This is a genomic window from Bacillus sp. NH11B (genome assembly GCF_001884205.1).
Classification (GTDB): domain Bacteria; phylum Bacillota; class Bacilli; order Bacillales; family Bacillaceae_G; genus Bacillus_A; species Bacillus_A proteolyticus.
In genome coordinates this window covers 1-20,312 of the sequence record NZ_MAOG01000150.1, presented here as the reverse complement: position 1 = coordinate 20,312, position 20,312 = coordinate 1, and the positions used below count along the sequence as shown (strand labels likewise).

18 protein-coding genes are annotated in these 20,312 nt (G+C 35.7%); 7 read left to right on the top strand and 11 right to left on the bottom strand.

Features of this window, described 5'->3' with window-relative positions; all coding sequences use genetic code 11:
- Nucleotides 1-15: 15 nt before the first annotated feature.
- Nucleotides 16-873 (bottom strand): mechanosensitive ion channel family protein, encoded by an 858-nt coding sequence (locus BAU27_RS30160; protein ID WP_071744219.1) that lies wholly within the window; start codon nucleotides 871-873, stop codon nucleotides 16-18.
- Nucleotides 874-1,133: 260 nt separating this feature from the next.
- Between BAU27_RS30160 and yyaC the strand changes: the two genes are divergently transcribed.
- Nucleotides 1,134-1,730 (top strand): spore protease YyaC, encoded by a 597-nt coding sequence (gene yyaC, locus BAU27_RS30155; protein ID WP_071744220.1) that lies wholly within the window; start codon nucleotides 1,134-1,136, stop codon nucleotides 1,728-1,730.
- Between the two features lie 20 nt (nucleotides 1,731-1,750).
- Here the strand turns inward: yyaC and spo0J are convergent, their stop codons facing one another.
- From spo0J to rpmH, 10 genes are all read right to left on the bottom strand, one after another.
- Nucleotides 1,751-2,602, bottom strand: a complete 852-nt coding sequence (gene spo0J, locus BAU27_RS30150; RefSeq protein WP_083596240.1) for a stage 0 sporulation protein Spo0J — start codon at nucleotides 2,600-2,602, stop codon at nucleotides 1,751-1,753.
- Nucleotides 2,595-3,356, bottom strand: a complete 762-nt coding sequence (gene soj / locus BAU27_RS30145; RefSeq protein WP_000516117.1) for a sporulation initiation inhibitor protein Soj — start codon at nucleotides 3,354-3,356, stop codon at nucleotides 2,595-2,597. Before soj ends, spo0J begins: the two co-directional genes overlap by 8 nt.
- Nucleotides 3,357-3,544: 188 nt before the next feature.
- Nucleotides 3,545-4,417 carry a nucleoid occlusion protein gene (noc, locus tag BAU27_RS30140; RefSeq protein ID WP_071744222.1) on the bottom strand — a complete coding sequence of 291 codons (873 nt, stop codon included), beginning with the start codon at nucleotides 4,415-4,417 and terminating at the stop codon, nucleotides 3,545-3,547.
- Nucleotides 4,418-4,522: 105 nt separating this feature from the next.
- Complete coding sequence (gene rsmG / locus BAU27_RS30135; protein WP_001019628.1) at nucleotides 4,523-5,242, bottom strand: 16S rRNA (guanine(527)-N(7))-methyltransferase RsmG; 720 nt, start codon at nucleotides 5,240-5,242, stop codon at nucleotides 4,523-4,525.
- Between the two features lie 21 nt (nucleotides 5,243-5,263).
- On the bottom strand, nucleotides 5,264-7,153 hold the full coding sequence (gene mnmG, locus BAU27_RS30130) for a tRNA uridine-5-carboxymethylaminomethyl(34) synthesis enzyme MnmG (protein WP_071744223.1): 1,890 nt from the start codon (nucleotides 7,151-7,153) through the stop codon (nucleotides 5,264-5,266).
- 51 nt (nucleotides 7,154-7,204) lie between these two features.
- Nucleotides 7,205-8,581: a tRNA uridine-5-carboxymethylaminomethyl(34) synthesis GTPase MnmE gene (mnmE, locus tag BAU27_RS30125; RefSeq protein ID WP_071744224.1), complete on the bottom strand. Its 1,377-nt coding sequence runs from the start codon at nucleotides 8,579-8,581 to the stop codon at nucleotides 7,205-7,207.
- A 227-nt stretch (nucleotides 8,582-8,808) separates the two neighbouring features.
- Nucleotides 8,809-9,426: an RNA-binding cell elongation regulator Jag/EloR gene (jag, locus tag BAU27_RS30120; protein ID WP_071772998.1), complete on the bottom strand. Its 618-nt coding sequence runs from the start codon at nucleotides 9,424-9,426 to the stop codon at nucleotides 8,809-8,811.
- Nucleotides 9,423-10,190 (bottom strand): YidC family membrane integrase SpoIIIJ, encoded by a 768-nt coding sequence (gene spoIIIJ / locus BAU27_RS30115; protein WP_071744226.1) that lies wholly within the window; start codon nucleotides 10,188-10,190, stop codon nucleotides 9,423-9,425. The genes jag and spoIIIJ overlap by 4 nt, the downstream gene beginning before the upstream one ends.
- Before the next feature lie 52 nt (nucleotides 10,191-10,242).
- Nucleotides 10,243-10,590, bottom strand: a complete 348-nt coding sequence (gene rnpA / locus BAU27_RS30110) for a ribonuclease P protein component (RefSeq protein WP_071744227.1) — start codon at nucleotides 10,588-10,590, stop codon at nucleotides 10,243-10,245.
- A gap of 76 nt (nucleotides 10,591-10,666) precedes the next feature.
- Nucleotides 10,667-10,801: a 50S ribosomal protein L34 gene (rpmH, locus tag BAU27_RS30105; RefSeq protein WP_000831901.1), complete on the bottom strand. Its 135-nt coding sequence runs from the start codon at nucleotides 10,799-10,801 to the stop codon at nucleotides 10,667-10,669.
- Nucleotides 10,802-11,365: 564 nt separating this feature from the next.
- Here rpmH and dnaA point away from each other — a divergent pair.
- The 6 genes from dnaA to gyrA all read left to right on the top strand — a co-directional run bounded on the left by dnaA (nucleotide 11,366) and on the right by gyrA (nucleotide 20,036).
- A complete protein-coding gene (gene dnaA, locus BAU27_RS30100) occupies nucleotides 11,366-12,706 on the top strand; it encodes a chromosomal replication initiator protein DnaA (protein ID WP_071744228.1) in 1,341 nt (446 codons plus the stop codon).
- A gap of 182 nt (nucleotides 12,707-12,888) precedes the next feature.
- Nucleotides 12,889-14,034, top strand: coding sequence for a DNA polymerase III subunit beta (gene dnaN / locus BAU27_RS30095; protein WP_071744229.1), 1,146 nt, complete (start codon nucleotides 12,889-12,891; stop codon nucleotides 14,032-14,034).
- Nucleotides 14,035-14,162: 128 nt separating this feature from the next.
- On the top strand, nucleotides 14,163-14,375 hold the full coding sequence (gene yaaA, locus BAU27_RS30090) for a S4 domain-containing protein YaaA (protein ID WP_000835828.1): 213 nt from the start codon (nucleotides 14,163-14,165) through the stop codon (nucleotides 14,373-14,375).
- Between the two features lie 12 nt (nucleotides 14,376-14,387).
- A complete protein-coding gene (recF, locus tag BAU27_RS30085; protein WP_071744230.1) occupies nucleotides 14,388-15,515 on the top strand; it encodes a DNA replication/repair protein RecF in 1,128 nt (375 codons plus the stop codon).
- Nucleotides 15,516-15,553: 38 nt separating this feature from the next.
- On the top strand, nucleotides 15,554-17,476 hold the full coding sequence (gene gyrB / locus BAU27_RS30080; RefSeq protein WP_000435985.1) for a DNA topoisomerase (ATP-hydrolyzing) subunit B: 1,923 nt from the start codon (nucleotides 15,554-15,556) through the stop codon (nucleotides 17,474-17,476).
- Between the two features lie 88 nt (nucleotides 17,477-17,564).
- A complete protein-coding gene (gyrA, locus tag BAU27_RS30075) occupies nucleotides 17,565-20,036 on the top strand; it encodes a DNA gyrase subunit A (protein WP_071744231.1) in 2,472 nt (823 codons plus the stop codon).
- The last annotated feature ends 276 nt before the right edge of the window (nucleotides 20,037-20,312 follow it).

The window sequence follows — 20,312 nt, the reverse complement described above, 5'->3', positions numbered from 1 at the left end:
AAACCCCTCTCTATACTAAATTGCCTTTTCACTAACCAATTCTTCACGATTATATAAAACCATACGTGGATATGGAATTTCGATTCCATGTAAATCTAGACGATTTTTAATTTCTTTACGAAGGGCTCTTGCAATAACTGCATGTTGCATTGGCTCCACTTCAACAATAACACGTAATATAACTTCTGATGCAGCTAATGTTTGTACACCTAACAATTGAGGTGTTGTTACCATCTTCTCATACTTTGCAGGTAATTCTACTAATAACTCTTCAATTACTTGCTCTGCTTTTGCTATGTCAGCCTCATACGAAATAGATACATCAACGAATGCCACACTATTACTGACTGAAAAATTAGTAACTTGAATGATACTTCCGTTTGGCAAAGTATGAATTTCACCTGTCCAACTCTTTACTTTTGTCGTACGAAGTCCAATTTCTAAAACGACTCCTTCAAACTGACCAATTCTTACATAGTCACCTACTGAAAACTGATCTTCTAACAAAATAAATAGTCCTGTAATGACATCTTTCACTAAACTTTGGGCACCAAATCCGACCGCTAAACCAATGACCCCAGCACCAGCTAATAGACCTGATGCATTAATATTGAACACGCCTAAAATCGCAATTAACATAATAAACATAACAACGTATGCCACAATATTTTCAAGTAACTTCGCTACTGTAACTGTACGACGTTCTGAAATTTGAATTGGCGAGCGACTTCCCATACGAAATGCATTTCGTACAATTGCCCTTGCAACTCGTACAACGATTGCACCAAGTATTAAAATAACGACTATTTGTAGTGATTTTACACCTATATTCGTCCAATCAATAGACTCAAACCATTTCAACGCTAAATCCATGTACCTCTACCTCTCCAGCTAAAATTTCTTTTTAGTTATCCTTCTTATTGTATCAGAAGTCTCTCTGATTTCTGAAAAAATTTTATGACTTTAATTCCATTTGTTAGCTTTTATCCAGGTATAAAATGGAGCGAATATATATATACTAGTACTATTATTTCCGTTTTCACTCACATTTTGCAAAAAGTACGCACTTATAGTTTTCCATTTTACTCAACGTATAACATATTTTGAAAATTTATTAAAAGGATGGGTGCTTCATGAATATTGGAAGTTTTCGCTTACCTTTTTTCGAAAAAGAAACTCAAAATGTTATGCATCAAGACTTAGAAGCCTCCGAGACAATCAGTAATTTCCTACTTTCCCATATCCCTATTAGAACTAATACACCACTTATTCTCGTTTGTATTGGGACGGATCGTTCCACCGGTGACGCACTCGGTCCATTAGTCGGTACAAAACTAGAACAAGTAGAAATTAAGAACTTCCAAGTATTCGGCACACTAGATGAACCAATACATGCGTTAAATTTAGAAGAGAAAATTCAGAATATACAGAAAGAAAATCCTACCTCTTTTATAATTGCTGTTGATGCATGCTTAGGAAAATCTCAAAGTATCGGTTCAATCACTACCGGAAAGGGACCTAGTAAACCTGGAGCTGCGATGAATAAGAAATTACCTGCAGTTGGTGATTTGCATATACATGGCATCGTCAATCTAAATGGTTTTATGGAGTTTTTCGTTCTTCAAAATACAAGGTTAAGTTTAGTCATGAAAATGGCTGATGTAATCGCACAAAGTATCAAAGAAACGGACCAAAAATTATCTGCGTTAAAAAAAGCAAACCATCTCTAAATAATAAGATGGTTTGCTTTTTAGTTTTTCTGTGATAATAATTCTAAAATACGATTTAAATCTTCTTTATTGAAAAATTCAATTTCAATTTTACCTTTTTCTTTTTTTGTTTCTTTAATTTTTACATCTGTACCAAACTTTTCTCTTAAGAACGTTTCGCGCTCTACGAAGAATATATTTCGCTCTTTTTTTATCTGTTTTGTTTCACGTGAAACGCTTTGATTAATCTCCTGGACAATTTTTTCTAATTGGCGAACATTTAATCCTTCTTTTTCGATTCGTTTCAATAAAGACTTCAGCTGTTCTTCATCTTTTATCGTAAGTAAGGTTCTACCGTGAGCCATTGAAAGTTGACCATTTGCAATCATATCTTGTACGAACGAAGGGAGGCTTAATAACCGAGTATAATTTGCAATGTAAGGTCTGCTTTTACCAAGACGTTTCGCTAATTGTTCTTGCGTTACATTTAGCTCATTCATTAACATCTGATATGCCATTGCCTCTTCCATAGGATTTAAATCTTCTCGTTGTAAGTTTTCAAGCAAAGCAAATTCCATCATTTGCTGCTCGTTTAATTGCCTTACAACAGCAGGCACCTTTTCAAGTCCAGCCTCTTTAGCAGCACGATATCTTCTTTCACCTGCAACAATTTCATATCCCTTAATACTCTTTCTAGCGATTAATGGTTGCAATATGCCATGTTCTTTAATAGAAGCCGCCAATTCCTGAATTGCTTCTTTATTGAAATGCTTACGTGGTTGATATGGATTTGGCCTTAATTCAGTTACTATAATCTCCTGAATTGTTTCTTCTTCCTTCACATCCAAATCAGGAAAAAACACATTAATCCCTCTTCCTAATCCTTTAGCCACCTGCAATCACTTCCTCTGCTAAATCTATATATACTTCTGCTCCTCTTGATTTAGCGTCATACTGCATAATCGGTTTCCCATGACTTGGCGCCTCACTTAAGCGCACATTTCGAGGAATAATCGAACGATATACTTTATCCCTAAAGTATTTTTTCACCTCATCTATAACTTGAATCCCTAAATTTGTACGGGCATCCAACATCGTTAACAATACACCTTGAATTGCTAAATTTTTATTTAAATGTTTTTGCACAAGTCGAACTGTATTTAATAGCTGACTTAATCCTTCTAGTGCGTAATATTCACACTGAACAGGAATAATAACTGAATCTGCTGCTGTTAATGCATTAATCGTTAATAACCCTAAGGATGGGGGACAGTCGATAATAATATAATCATATTCATCACGAACTGGCTGTAATGCCCTTTGCAAACGTACTTCCCGGGAAATAGTCGGTACCAATTCAATTTCAGCACCGGCCAATTGAATTGTAGCGGGTAGAACATCTAAGTTTTCAGTTGCGGTTTTCCGTATAACTCCTTGAACATCTGCATCTTCTACAAGAACATTATAAATACATTGATCTAATTCAGACTTTTCAATTCCTACACCAGTCGTGGCATTTCCTTGAGCATCAATGTCTACGAGAAGGACTTTTTTTCCTACTTGTGCCAATCCAGCCCCTAAATTAACAGATGTTGTTGTTTTTCCAACACCGCCTTTTTGATTAGCAATAGCAATGATTTTTCCCATGATGTCACCTACTTTCAACCTTTCTATCTTATTCTAGTAACAATTACGTTTATTGTAACATGAAATAAAAGCTTTTCTTTTACGTCCTTATTAAACTTCAAAATTTATTTCTAAACTCCTTCTTCATTAACAAGAAAATATAGTAAAAGAGACCTCTCCAATAGGATAAGGTCTCTAACACGCCATTATTATTTTTTCTTCGGAATTTTAATCGTAATTTGATAGTACTCATCAAATTCTTCTTCCTCAGAATTAACATTTAAACCACTATTAGCAACCATTTGTAATGACTGCCTAATTGTATTCATAGCAATTCTCGTATCTCTACTTACTGCTTTTTGCTTTGCTTTACGCTTCGGTTTTGCTTCCTCTAGTAATTTTGCAATTCGTTCTTCTGTTTGTTTTACATTCAGTTGTTTTTCCACAATTTCTTGTAAAACCTTCAGTTGTAATTCCTCATTTTTTAAAGGAATGAGAGCACGAGCGTGACGTTCTGTAATACTTTTTTCCAATAACGCACTTTTTATTTCTTCAGGCAACTTTAACAATCGCAACTTATTTGCGATTGTGGATTGCCCTTTTCCAAGTCGTTGTGCCAGTGCTTCTTGTGTTAAATTATGTAACTCAATCAGCTTTTGATATGCCACAGCTTCCTCGATTGCTGTTAATTCCTCACGTTGCAAATTTTCAATTAGCGCTACAGAAGCTGTCTCTGTATCATTTAAGTTCTTTATAATTGCAGGAACCTTTTCCCACCCTAACTTCGTTGCTGCGCGGAAACGCCTTTCTCCAGCAATAATCTCGTACTTATCATCCTCATATTGCCTCACGACAATCGGCTGGATAAGCCCGTGAGTACGAATCGTTAATGCTAATTCCTCGATTCGTGCATCATCGAAAACTGTTCGTGGTTGATAACGGTTAGGGGTAATATTTACTATCGGGATTTCTTGTATTTCCTCATATACCTTTTTATCTATTTCTTCATGGCTTTCCTCTTGTAATTCGAATTCGCTCTCTTTATCTCCAAAGCCAAATAAACGAGAAAACGTATTTTTCATACATATTCCACCACCTTTTAGGCCTATTGACTATTCTCCATAAAATGTTTCCTATGAAACATTTACGTTTTCATTTATATAATTCAATCTTACGTCTAATAAGATTTACTTTTCAATAGGTAATTTATTGGGTGTTCCCGGTTTGCGTGGATATTTCTTGGGTGTCTTGCGCTTTTTCTCGATTAATAAAATATTACGTTCACTTTCCTCAAACGGTAATTGGAACGTAGACATTTCTTTTAATTCCCCGCCTAGCACCTCTAAAGCATACTTACCATTTTCAATTTCTTCGTTCGCTGCAGCACCTTTCATTGCAATAAATGTTCCTCCAACTTTTACAAGTGGTAAACATAGCTCACTTAATACAGAAAGACGCGCGACTGCACGTGCCATTACAATATCGTATGATTCACGTACACCTTCTTTTTTCCCAAATGTTTCAGCACGATCATGACAAAAGGCAACATCACTTAACTCTAATTTTTGCGCTAAGTGATTTAAGAAATTAATACGTTTTTGTAATGAATCTACAATCGTTACTTTTAAATGTGGGAAACAGATTTTCAGCGGGATACTTGGGAATCCAGCTCCTGCGCCAACATCGCAAATAGAGAATGGTTTCGAAAAATCATAATAAAAAGCAGCTGTAATAGAATCAAAAAAGTGTTTTAAGTATACTTCTTCCTTCTCCGTAATAGCTGTTAAATTCATTTTTTCATTCCACTCTACTAACGTTTCAAAGTAGATTTTGAACTGCTCTAATTGTCTAGAAGAGAGGGTGATACCCTTCTCTTCTAGCATAGATTGAAATTGTTCTATGTTCATCTAGCAATATCTCCTTACTATTTATTGGTTCGATACTCGTGCAATTTTTCCTTGTTCAATATACACAAGCAAAATGGAAACATCAGCTGGATTTACGCCAGAAATACGTGAAGCCTGCCCCATTGAAAGTGGACGAACATCTTTCAATTTCTGTCTCGCTTCTGAGGCAAGGCTAGAAATCGCATCATAATCAATATCCACAGGGATTTTTTTGTTTTCCATTTTCTTCATACGCTCTACTTGCTGTAAAGATTTTTCAATGTATCCTTCGTACTTAGTCTGAATTTCAACTTGTTCCGTAATTTCATCACTTAATGCTACTTCACTTGGTACTAAAAGATGAATATGCTCATATGACATCTCTGGACGACGTAATAAGTCACTTGCACGTATTCCATCTTTCAATTCACTTCCGCCAACACTACGAATTAATTCTTGAACTTCAGGACGTGGTTTAATAATAATGCTCCCTAAACGTTCCTTTTCCTGTTCAATTTGTAACTTTTTATTTGTAAATCGCTCATAGCGATCTTCTTTAATTAGGCCAATTTCACGACCAACTTCAGTTAAACGAAGATCAGCATTATCGTGGCGTAATAATAGGCGATATTCTGCACGAGACGTTAATAAACGATATGGTTCATTTGTACCTTTCGTTACAAGGTCATCAATTAAGACACCAATATAAGCATCCCCGCGACCTAAAATAACTTCCTTTTTACCTAAAGAACGACACGCTGCATTAATACCAGCCATAAGCCCTTGTCCTGCTGCTTCTTCGTAACCGGAAGTTCCGTTAATTTGTCCTGCTGTATATAAATTTTTAATTTTTTTCGTTTCAAGTGTCGGCCATAATTGAGTTGGTACAATTGCATCATATTCAATTGCATAACCTGTACGCATCATTTCAACATTTTCTAGACCAGGGATTGTTCTAAGCATGTCACGTTGCACATCTTCTGGTAAACTTGTCGATAATCCTTGAACATATACCTCTTGTGTATTACGACCTTCTGGCTCTAAGAAAATTTGATGACGTGGTTTATCATTAAATCTAACTACCTTGTCTTCAATTGAAGGGCAATATCTAGGACCTGTTCCTTTAATCATACCAGAATACATAGCTGAGCGATGTAAGTTTTCATCTATTAAACGATGTGTTTCTGTACTTGTATACGTCAACCAACATGGAATTTGATCCATAATAAATTTTGTCGTTTCAAAAGAGAAAGCTCGTGGTTTATCATCACCTGGTTGAATTTCTGTTTTACTGTAGTCAATTGTATTACTGTTCACGCGCGGAGGTGTACCTGTTTTAAATCTAACAAGATCAAATCCAAGCTCCTCTAAATGCTCAGATAATGTAATAGATGGTTGCTGATTATTTGGACCGCTCGAATATTTTAATTCACCCATAATAATCTCACCACGTAAAAATGTTCCAGTCGTAATTACGACTGTTTTTGCTGTATATTCAGCACCAGCTTGTGTAATTACCCCTTTACATACGCCATCTTCAACGATTAAACGCTCTACCATTCCTTGGAACAACGTTAAATTTGGTGTTTCTTCAATTGTTTTCTTTAATTCATGCTGGTAAGAGAATTTATCAGCTTGTGCTCGAAGCGCACGTACAGCTGGTCCTTTACCTGTATTTAACATACGCATTTGAATATACGTTTTATCAATATTGCGTCCCATTTCTCCGCCTAATGCATCAATTTCACGAACAACAATCCCTTTTGCTGGTCCACCAACAGAAGGGTTACATGGCATGAATGCTACCATATCTAAGTTAATTGTTAACATTAAGGTTTTTGAGCCCATTCGTGCTGCCGCAAGACCAGCTTCACATCCTGCATGACCTGCACCGATTACTATGACATCGTATGAACCGGCATTGTATCCCATTGTTTATTCCTCCTAATAATCTCTATCTTTCTAAAACGTTGCTTCGTTTTATTATTTTCCTAAACAAAACTGAGAGAATAACTGGTCAATTAAACTTTCATGGACGGTATCACCAGTAATTTCACCAAGTATTTCCCACGTTCTTGTTAAATCAATTTGTACCATATCGATTGGAACACCATTTTCTATCGCTTCAATTGCATCTCCAATCGTCTTTCCTGCTTGTGTTAATAATCCAATATGTCTCGTGTTAGAAACATATGTCATATCTGCAGAATCAATTGCTCCTTCAAAGAATAAATCAGCTATCGCCTTTTCAAGCTCATCAATTCCCTGCTCCTCAATTAAAGACGTCGTAATAACACGATTGCCTGCAGCTAGCTCTGTAACACGTTCCATATCAATTTCTTGTGGTAAATCTGTCTTATTGACAATAATAATGAAGTCTTTTCCTTGTACGGCACGGAATAGTTCTTCATCTTCATTTGTTAAAGCTTCACTATAATTGACTACAACTAACACTAAATCGGCTTGGCTCATCATTTCTTTTGAACGCTCTACACCAATTCGTTCAACAACATCTTCCGTTTCACGAATACCAGCTGTATCTATAAGTTTAAGTGGTACACCACGCACATTAACGTACTCTTCAATAACATCTCTCGTTGTTCCTGCAATATCAGTTACGATTGCCTTTTTCTCCTGAACGAGACTATTTAATAGCGATGATTTCCCAACGTTAGGTCTACCAATAATCGCAGTAGCAATACCTTCACGTAAAATCTTGCCTTGCTTCGATGTTTCTAATATTTTTGCAATTTCAGCACGAACATGTGTAGCTTTCTCAATTAAAATATTATGCGTCATCTCTTCTACATCATCATATTCTGGGTAATCTATATTTACCTCAACATGGGCTAACGTTTCCAATATGTCTTGACGCAGGCGGCCAATTAATTTAGATAATCGCCCTTCCATTTGGTTAATTGCCACGTTCATAGCACGATCTGTTTTTGCACGGATTAAATCCATAACAGCTTCCGCTTGTGATAAATCAATACGCCCATTTAAAAAAGCACGTTTCGTAAATTCACCAGGCTCTGCCAAACGTACTCCTTGTGCTAAAATAAGCTGTAATACTTTATTTACCGAAACAAGTCCACCATGACAGTTGATTTCTACTATATTTTCACGCGTAAAAGTCCTAGGTGCACGCATAATCGATACCATAACTTCTTCAATTACTTGATTTGTATCTAAATCGACAATATGACCATAATGAATTGTATGAGAATCAACCTGTGTTAAATCTTTTCCTTTAAAAATGCGATCGACTTTCTCAATCGCATCATCCCCACTTACTCGAACAATGGCAATTGCACCTTCCCCAAGAGCTGTGGAAATTGCGGCAATTGTATCAAATTCCATGTCCTTTCACCTCACTTGCTTATTTATATCTATTTCAACATGATTTTTTTACGTCACTAAATTATTAGGATACCATAACGAACCTATCTGCAAAAGAATAATAACTCATTTTATTATGTCCTCATGTAAAAAACACTAAACTTATTAACAGTGGATAAGTTAGTGGTTTTTTAGTTATCCACATTTATTTTCGCCTCAAAAAAACCGGCACTCAATTGAGTAACCGGTCACTTGGAAGATATTACAACATATCGATGTGGTTCTTTTCCTTCAGAAGTTGTAATGATATTTTGATGATTAGATAATGCCTGATGAATAATCTTTCGTTCAAAAGATGGCATAGGTTCCAACATAACTCTTTTTTTCGTACTTACTGCTTGTTTTGCTAATCGATAAGAAAGCAATTCTAACGTACTTTTTCTTTTACTACGATAATTTTCAGCATCTAGTGTGATGCCAATATATTGCTTCGTATTACGATTCGCCACAAGTTTTGTTAAATACTGTAAAGAATTCAAGGTGTTTCCTCTTTTGCCAATCAAAACACCTACATTTTCACCAGCAATTGTAAATTCCACTTCGCGGCCTTTTACAACTTTTCTAATCTCAACCTCCACACCCATATTGCGAATAACGTTTTTTAAATATTCTTCACACTCTTGGATGGGATCTTTCTTCACTACAACTTCTACTATAGCGGGGCGATTCCCAAATAAACCTAGGAATCCCCTCTTACCCTCATCAATAATCTTTATATCCACTCGATCTTTCGAAACGTTTAATTGTCTTAAAGCATCTTGTACTGCCAGCTCGACTGTTTGTCCTTTAGCAGTAATTATACTCACTTGCTTGATCCTCCTGCCTTACTAGCCTTAATTTCAGGCCCTTTGATCAAATACATTTGAGCAATACCAAAGATGTTACCAACTACCCAGTATAGTGATAGTGCTGCTGGGAAGTTAATTGCAAAGACTAAAATCATGATTGGCATAAGCCAAATCATCATTGCCATTTGCGGGTTTTGTCCAGCCGTCCCTGCCATTGCAAGTTTTTGCTGAATAAAAGTCGTAATAGCCGCAACAACTGGAAGGATATAGTAAGGATCTGCCTGTCCTAAATCAAACCATAAGAATGTATGCTTACTAATTTCTGATGTTCTCATAATCGCATGATAAAACGCGAATAAAATAGGCATCTGAACAAAAATTGGTAAACATCCTGCTAATGGATTTACACCATTTTTTTGATATAACTGCATCATTTCTTGTTGTAGTTTTTGCTGTGTTGCTTGATCTTTAGAGCTATATTTCTCTTTTAATCTTACCATTTCTGGTTGTAACGCTTGCATTGCCTTCGTACTTTTCGTTTGTTTAATCATTAATGGTAATAATGCAAAACGAATAATAAGAGTCGTAACAACGATTGCTAAACCATAATTCTTACCGAATAATTCTGCAAAATACGTGATTAACTGAGACAGTGGATATACGAAATATTCGTTCCAAATCCCAGTACTATTTGGCGTAATCGGCTGACCCGTTTCACTACAACCAGTAGCAATTGCCATTAATGCAACAACCATGGCTAGTAAACCTAGTTTCTTTTTCAAAGCCTACTCCTCCTTGTATCGGTATGTATATAGTGTAATTCATTTCCTTACGCTACTTTTTTATTCTTTTCATACCAGAGCGTTTAAAGACATGAATTAAGCTTTTCTTTACTTCTTCATATGTCATCTCTGCACAAGGCTTCCTTGCTATTATAACAAAATCTTTTCCAGAATCTATCTCATCTTTTAATTCCATAATCGCTTGGCGAATCATACGCTTGATTCGATTACGAACTACTGCATTTCCTATTTTCTTACTAACAGAAAGGCCGATGCGAAAGTATGGCTGTTTTTCTTTATTTAATTGGTATACAACAAACTGACGATTAGCATTCGACTGTCCTTTTTGGAAAACAGCCTGAAATTCATCATTCTTTTTTATACGATTTTTTTTCTTCATATCAATTGACACTCCTGTAGTTCATCAGCGGAAATTCATTATTATTAGAAAAAAAGACCACTGAACGATCAGTGGTCTACGCAGATAATACTTTTCTTCCTTTACGACGACGAGCTGCTAGCACTTTACGTCCGTTCGCTGTGCTCATACGGCTGCGGAAACCATGTACTTTGCTGCGCTTACGTTTATTTGGTTGGTAAGTTCTTTTCATTATATGACACCTCCCTGAGGAATATCTGTTAAAGACAGTCTAATAAATTATAGTAAATCAACTAGGAAAATGTCAATGGTTCTTGAAATTTTCATCAAATATTCATTTTGAACCTATTCACAGACTTTTTCACAGCCCCTATATTTCCTTGTGGATAAATATATTTTCGCTTTTTTTATATCCACAAACTCTTTTTTTACTTTTACACAGTATATCGTGTTGTGGACAAGTTTATTCCACAAGGTATTGATTTTGTGGATAACTTTCTTAAATTCATTGCTATAGCTACTGTTTTTTGATATTATAGTTGTGTTTTCACTTTGAATAAGTTTTCCACATCTTTATTTTATCCACAATTTGTGTATAACATGTGGACAGTTTAAATCACATGTGGGTAAATAGTTGTCCACATTTGTTTTTTTGTCGAAAACTCTATCTCGGATACAAACAACGTTTTTATATTTTAAAATACGTTTCGTATAAATATGCATTTAAAATACTTATGGGTTGTACAATTGTTGCACAACCTTATTCTTTTACCATCTTTGTAAAGGAGGGACACCTTTGGAAAATATCTCTGATTTATGGAATAGTGCCTTGAAAGAATTAGAAAAAAAGGTAAGTAAGCCGAGTTATGAAACATGGTTAAAATCAACAACCGCTCATAACTTGAAAAAAGATGTATTAACTATTACAGCTCCAAATGAATTTGCTCGTGACTGGCTAGAATCCCATTATTCGGAATTAATCTCCGAAACACTTTATGATTTAACAGGGGCAAAACTAGCTATTCGTTTTATTATTCCCCAAAGTCAGGCGGAAGAGGATATCGATCTTCCTCCTATTAAAAAAAATCGAGCACAAGATGATTCTACTCATTTACCACAGAGCATGTTAAATCCAAAATATACATTTGATACATTTGTTATTGGCTCTGGTAATCGTTTTGCACATGCTGCTTCTTTAGCTGTAGCTGAGGCGCCAGCTAAAGCTTATAATCCGCTCTTTATTTATGGGGGCGTTGGACTTGGAAAAACACATTTAATGCACGCAATTGGGCATTATGTAATTGAACACAACCCGAATGCAAAAGTTGTATATTTGTCATCTGAAAAATTCACAAATGAATTCATTAACTCTATTCGTGATAATAAAGCTGTCGATTTTCGTAATAAATATCGTAATGTAGATGTCTTACTGATAGATGATATTCAATTTCTTGCTGGAAAAGAACAAACACAGGAAGAGTTTTTCCATACATTTAATGCGTTGCATGAAGAAAGTAAACAAATTGTGATTTCAAGTGATAGACCACCAAAAGAAATCCCAACTTTAGAAGATCGCCTTCGTTCTCGCTTTGAATGGGGTTTAATTACGGATATTACGCCACCAGATTTAGAAACTAGAATTGCAATTTTACGTAAAAAAGCAAAAGCAGAAGGCCTTGATATACCAAATGAGGTTATGCTTTATATTGCAAATCAAATTGATTCTAACATTCGTGAGTTAGAAGGTGCACTTATTCGAGTTGTAGCTTATTCATCTTTAATTAATAAAGATATTAATGCTGATTTAGCAGCTGAAGCACTTAAAGATATTATTCCAAACTCTATACCTAGAATTATTTCTATTTCAGATATTCAAAAGGCTGTTGGCGGCGTCTATCAAGTAAAATTAGAAGATTTCAAAGCAAAAAAACGTACAAAATCCGTTGCATTCCCTCGCCAAATTGCAATGTATTTATCACGCGAGCTTACGGACTCATCTTTACCAAAAATAGGTGAAGAATTTGGTGGCCGCGATCATACAACAGTAATCCATGCTCACGAAAAAATTTCGAAGCTATTAAAAACGGATACTCAATTACAAAAACACGTCGAAGAAATTAATGATATTTTAAAGTAGTAGTAGCTGAATAGTGTGAATAACTTACCTTGTTTTACGCACAGTCTATCCACATGTAGATAGACTGTTTTTACATCTTTAAACGGGGTTATCCACATATCCACAGGCCCTATTACTATTACTACTATTTTTTTATCTTTATTAAATAAATAAAATCTTATACTTACCGGAGGTTTTTCGTTATGCGTTTTACAATACAAAAAGACTATCTTGTAAGAGGTGTACAAGATGTAATGAAGGCAGTTTCTTCTCGTACAACAATTCCAATTCTTACAGGAATTAAAGTTGTAGCAACTGAAGAAGGAGTTACTTTAACAGGTAGCGATGCAGATATCTCTATCGAATCATTTATCCCAGTCGAAGATGCTGGAAAAGAAGTTGTTGAAATTGAACAATCAGGAAGTATTGTTTTACAAGCAAAATATTTTAGTGAGATCGTAAAAAAATTACCTAAAGAAATTGTTGAAATTTCTGTGGAAAATCATTTTATGACAAAAATAAAATCTGGAAAATCAGAGTTTAATTTAAATGGTTTAGATTCAGCTGAATATCCGTTACTACCTCAGATTGAAGAACATCATGTATTTAAGATTCCAACAGATTTACTTAAACATATGATTAGGCAAACAGTATTTGCAGTTTCAACTTCTGAAACAAGGCCGATCTTGACAGGTGTAAACTGGAAAGTATATAACAGCGAGTTAACTTGCATTGCAACAGATAGTCACAGACTAGCGCTTCGTAAAGCAAAAATTGAAGGGCATAATATTGCTGATGAATTTCAAGCCAATGTCGTTATTCCTGGTAAGAGTTTAAATGAATTAAGTAAAATCCTAGATGAATCTGAAGAAATGGTAGATATCGTTATTACGGAGTATCAAGTATTATTCCGTACAAAACATTTATTATTCTTCTCGAGATTGTTAGAAGGAAACTATCCAGATACAACACGTTTAATTCCAGCCGAGAGTAAGACAGATATTTTTGTGAATACAAAAGAATTTTTACAGGCAATTGATCGTGCTTCGCTATTAGCAAGAGATGGTCGTAACAATGTTGTTAAATTATCGACATTAGAACAACAAATGCTTGAGATTTCTTCAAATTCACCAGAAATCGGAAAAGTAGTAGAAGAAGTTCAATGTGAAAACGTAGATGGAGAAGAATTAAAAATATCTTTTAGTGCAAAATATATGATGGACGCATTAAAAGCTTTAGATAGTACAGAAATTAAAATTAGCTTTACTGGGGCGATGAGGCCGTTTTTGATTCGTACAGTAAATGATGATTCCATCATCCAATTAATTTTACCGGTACGTACTTACTAAGTAAGGATTGAGGGTTGCTAGTTTAAAGGTACTAGTGGCCCTTATTTGATTTTAGGGTATTACTTTCCTAATGCTAGTTTATTTAGTACAATGAAAGAATGAACACTTTCAGAAAGTGAGCGATTTTTATGAAAAGTATTAAGATTTCAACAGAATACATTACACTAGGACAATTTTTAAAGCTAGCTGATGTAATTGATACGGGCGGGGCTGTGAAATGGTTCTTACAAGAATATGAAGTGTACGTGAATCAAGAGCTTGAGAATAGAAGAGGTCGCAAGTTATATGCGAATGATATTATTGAAATTCCGGGAAGTGGAACTTTCCAAGTTCAGGCATAAAGGGGGATCCCTTTGTTTATTACAGAAATACAATTAAAAAACTATCGCAATTATGAAAAATTAGAGCTCTCCTTTGAGGATAAGGTCAATGTAATTATTGGTGAAAATGCACAAGGGAAAACAAATTTGATGGAAGCCATTTACGTATTAGCGATGGCGAAATCTCATAGAACCTCTAATGATCGTGAGCTTATTCGATGGGATGAGGATTACGGTCAAATCAAAGGTAGATTACAAAAAAGAAATAGTTCTTTGTCTTTAGAATTAAATATTTCCAAAAAAGGTAAAAAGGCAAAGCTAAATCAACTTGAACAACAAAAGTTAAGCCAATACATTGGTGAAATGAATGTTGTTATGTTTGCCCCAGAAGATTTAAATCTTGTAAAAGGAAGCCCTCAAGTAAGAAGACGCTTTTTAGATATGGAACTAGGACAAATAGCGCCCGTTTATTTGTATGAACTAAGCCAATATCAAAAAGTGCTCACGCAACGAAATCACTTGCTTAAAAAGATGCAAGGGAATAGTAAAAATGAGGAAACGATGTTGGATGTATTTACACTTCAACTCATTGAGCATGGTGCAAAAATATTGCGAAAACGTTTTGAGTTCTTGCATTTACTACAAGAATGGGCTGCGCCGATACATCGCGGGATTAGCAGGGGATTAGAGGAATTAGAAATCATCTATAAACCAAGCCTAGATGTATCAGAATCAATGGATTTGTCGAAAATAAAAGAAGTATACTATGAAAGTTTTCAATCTGTGAAACAACGTGAAATTTTCCGTGGTACAACTTTAATTGGTCCTCATCGTGACGATTTACAATTCTTCGTTAATAGTAAAAATGTTCAAGTCTTTGGTTCGCAAGGACAACAACGAACGACCGCACTGTCCCTAAAATTAGCTGAAATTGAATTGATTTACTCAGAAGTTAAGGAATATCCTATTCTTTTATTGGATGATGTATTATCAGAATTAGATGATTATCGTCAATCACATCTGTTAAATACAATTCAAGGAAAAGTGCAAACATTTGTGACAACGACGAGTGTCGACGGAATTGAACACGAAACATTAAAAGAAGCGAAAACAATTCATGTAATGAACGGCACGGTAGATTGTGAAATGGACAGGGCATAATCCCTGTTTAAATGGAAAAGTAGGTGATCTTTGTGTCAATGGAACAAAAGCAAATGCAAGAAAATGCATATGATGAAAGTCAGATACAGGTACTTGAAGGACTAGAGGCAGTTCGGAAACGTCCGGGTATGTACATTGGTACTACAAGTGGAAAAGGACTTCACCACCTTGTATGGGAGATTGTCGATAATAGTATCGATGAAGCCTTAGCGGGGTATTGCGATGAAATCAACGTTAGTATTGAAGAAGATAATAGTATTCTTGTAACGGATAATGGACGTGGTATTCCAGTTGGTATACAAGAAAAAATGGGACGTCCTGCAGTAGAAGTTATCATGACTGTCCTTCACGCCGGAGGTAAATTTGGCGGTGGCGGTTATAAGGTTTCTGGTGGTTTGCATGGTGTTGGTGCATCTGTTGTAAATGCCTTATCAACAGAACTAGAAGTATTTGTACATCGTGATGGAAAAATCCATTACCAAAAGTATGAAAGAGGTATTCCAGTTGCGGATTTAAAAGTCATCGGTGATACAGATAAAACTGGAACAATAACTCGCTTTAAGCCGGACCCAGAGATTTTTAAAGAGACGACAGAATATGAATTTGATACGTTAGCGACTCGTATGCGTGAATTGGCATTTTTAAATCGTAATATTAAATTAACGATTGAAGATAAGCGTGAACATAAGCAAAAGAAAGAGTTTCACTATGAAGGTGGAATTAAATCATATGTTGAACATTTAAATCGTTCAAAACAACCAATTCATGAAGAACCTGTATATGTAGAAGGTTCAAAAGATGGTATTCAGGTTGAAGTTGCGCTTCAATATAACGAAGGATATACAAATCATATTTATTCATTTACAAATAATATTCATACGTATGAAGGTGGTACACATGAGGTAGGATTTAAAACTGCCCTAACACGTGTGATCAACGATTATGGTCGTAAAAATAATATTTTAAAAGATGCGGATAGTAATTTAACTGGTGAAGATGTTCGTGAAGGTTTAACAGCAATTGTGTCAATTAAACATCCGAATCCACAATTCGAAGGACAAACGAAGACGAAACTTGGAAATAGTGAAGCAAGAACAATTACAGAGTCAGTATTCTCAGAGGCATTTGAAAAGTTCTTACTGGAAAATCCCAATGTTGCACGTAAAATTGTAGATAAAGGGACGATGGCAGCGCGTGCACGTGTAGCAGCTAAAAAGGCTCGTGAGTTAACTCGCCGAAAGAGTGCTTTAGAAGTTTCAAGTTTACCAGGGAAATTGGCAGACTGTTCTTCTAAAGATCCAGCAATTAGTGAAATTTATATCGTAGAGGGTGACTCTGCGGGTGGATCTGCAAAACAAGGGCGCGATCGTCATTTCCAAGCAATTTTACCGCTGAAGGGTAAAATTATTAATGTTGAAAAGGCACGCTTAGATAAGATTTTATCAAATGATGAAGTTCGTACAATTATTACGGCGATCGGTACAAATATCGGCGGGGACTTCGCTATTGAAAAAGCACGCTATCATAAAGTTATTATTATGACCGATGCCGATGTTGATGGTGCACATATTCGTACCCTATTATTAACGTTCTTCTATCGTTATATGCGTCAAATAATTGAGTGTGGATATATATATATCGCACAGCCACCTTTGTTTAAAGTACAACAAGGTAAGAAAATTCAATATGCTTACAACGATAAGGAACTTGAAAAAATCTTAGCGGAATTACCAGCTCAACCTAAGCCAGGGATTCAGCGTTATAAAGGTCTAGGAGAAATGAATCCAACTCAGTTATGGGAGACGACAATGGACCCGGAAGTTCGTTCATTACTTCAAGTTTCTCTTCAAGATGCAATTGAAGCAGATGAAACATTTGAAATTTTAATGGGAGATAAAGTAGAGCCACGTCGTAACTTTATCCAAGAAAATGCAAAATACGTGAAAAACCTTGATATTTAAATGAGTAATGACAGGAATCTAAGTATTCCTGTCTTCTACATATAAATCAATGTATGTGTAACGGAAATGTAAGAGGAGGTGCTCGTTGATGTCAGACAATCAACAACAAGCACGAATTCGAGAAATTAATATTAGTCATGAAATGCGTACCTCATTTTTAGATTACGCAATGAGTGTTATCGTATCTCGTGCATTACCAGATGTTCGTGATGGATTAAAACCTGTGCATCGTAGGGTTTTATATGCGATGAATGATTTAGGAATTACTGCAGATAAAGCGTATAAAAAATCAGCGCGTATTGTCGGTGAAGTAATCGGTAAGTATCACCCTCACGGCGATTCAGCTGTTTACGAGACGATGGTACGTATGGCGCAAGATTTTAGTCAACGTTATATGCTTGTTGATGGGCATGGTAATTTTGGTTCTGTTGATGGTGATTCGGCAGCAGCAATGCGTTATACAGAAGCAAGAATGTCTAAGATTTCTATGGAATTAATACGTGATATTTCAAAAAATACGATTGATTATCAAGATAACTATGATGGTTCTGAAAGAGAGCCAATTGTATTGCCAGCGCGTTTCCCTAATTTATTAGTGAATGGTACGACGGGTATTGCAGTTGGTATGGCAACAAACATTCCGCCGCATCAACTTGGTGAAGTAATTGATGGTGTATTGGCACTAAGTCATAATCCCGACATTACTATTGCGGAATTAATGGAGTTTATTCCAGGACCAGATTTTCCAACAGCAGGTTTAATTTTGGGACGAAGTGGGATTCGAAGAGCCTATGAAACAGGTAGAGGCTCTATTATGCTTCGAGCTAAAGTTGAAATTGAAGAGAAGTCAAATGGTAAACAATCTATTCTCGTAACTGAACTACCTTATCAAGTTAATAAGGCGCGATTAATTGAAAAAATTGCAGAATTAGTTCGTGATAAGAAAATTGAAGGTATTACGGATTTACGTGATGAGTCAGATCGAAACGGTATGCGTATTGTTATGGAAGTACGTCGTGATGCCAATGCCAATGTACTATTAAATAATCTATATAAACATACAGCACTTCAAACAAGTTTCGGTATTAATATGTTGTCTCTTGTAAATGGAGAGCCACAAGTATTGAATTTAAAACAAAATTTATATCATTACTTGGAGCATCAGAAGGTAGTAATTCGTCGACGTACTGCTTATGAATTAGAAAAAGCAGAGGCGCGTGCTCATATTTTAGAAGGATTACGAATTGCTCTAGATCATCTTGATGAAGTTATTACGTTAATCCGTAGTTCGAAAACAGCAGATATTGCAAAGCAAGGCTTAATGGAACGTTTCGGTTTAAGTGAGAAACAAGCACAAGCAATTTTAGATATGCGTCTGCAACGTTTAACAGGATTAGAACGTGAAAAAATTGAGCAAGAATATCAAGAGTTAATGAAGTTAATCGCTGAATTAAAAGCAATCTTAGCAGATGAAGAGAAAGTTCTTGAGATTATTCGTGAAGAATTAACGGAAGTAAAAGAGCGCTTCAATGATAAGAGACGAACGGAAATTACGATTGGCGGTATGGAATTTATTGAAGATGAAGATTTGATTCCAGAGCAAAACATTGCAATTACGTTAACTCATAACGGTTATATTAAGAGGTTACCAGCTTCTACGTACAAAACGCAGAACCGTGGTGGGCGTGGCGTGCAAGGAATGGGAACGAATGATGATGATTTCGTAGAACATCTATTGACTACTTCTACACATGATCATATTTTATTCTTCACTAATAAGGGTAAAGTATACCGTACGAAAGGATATGAAATCCCAGAGTATAGTCGTACAGCAAAAGGTATACCGATTATTAACTTATTAGGTGTAGATAAAGGGGAGTGGATTAACGCCATTATTCCAATTCGTGAATTTGGTGATGATCAGTTCTTATTCTTTACAACAAAGCAAGGTATCTCTAAAAGAACACCACTTTCGTCATTTGCAAATATACGTACGAATGGCTTAATTGCGATTTCTCTTCGTGAAGAGGATGAAGTAATCTCTGTACGCTTAACATCTGGTGATAAGGATATTATCGTTGGGACAAGCAACGGCATGCTAATTCGTTTCAATGAGCAAGATGTGCGTTCTATGGGACGTAATGCGGCTGGTGTAAAAGCAATTACATTAGGTGATGAAGATCAAGTTGTAGGTATGGAAATTGTCGAAGAGGATGTAAATGTTCTAATTGTAACGAAAAATGGTTACGGAAAGCGTACACCGATTGATGAATACCGCCTGCAAAGTCGTGGTGGTAAAGGTCTGAAGACTTGTAACATTACAGATAAGAACGGTAAATTAGTAGCAGTTAAGTCTGTAACAGGTGAAGAAGACATCATGCTAATTACAGCGGCAGGCGTTATTATTCGTATGCCAGTTGATCAAATCTCTCAAATGGGACGTAATACACAAGGTGTCCGTCTAATTCGTTTAGAGGATGAGCAAGAGGTAGCGACAGTAGCAAAAGCACAGAAAGATGAAGAAGAGGAATCTAATGAAGAGGTTTCTTCTGAAGAATAAGAGGGGGGATTTTTCCTCCTCTTATTTTTTTATAATAATACTTGCATAGTGATAGAAAAGTCTATATAATAGGCAGAGTCAGCAAATGAGAGATATAAATTATCTTAAAAAACTTGTTGACGAAAACAATATACTATGATATATTATGAAAGTCGCTGAAACGCGATGTTGAACTTTGAAAACTAAACGAAACAAACAACGTGAAACGTCAATTTTTATTTTTAGATGCTAGACAAACTAACTTTATTGGAGAGTTTGATCCTGGCTCAGGATGAA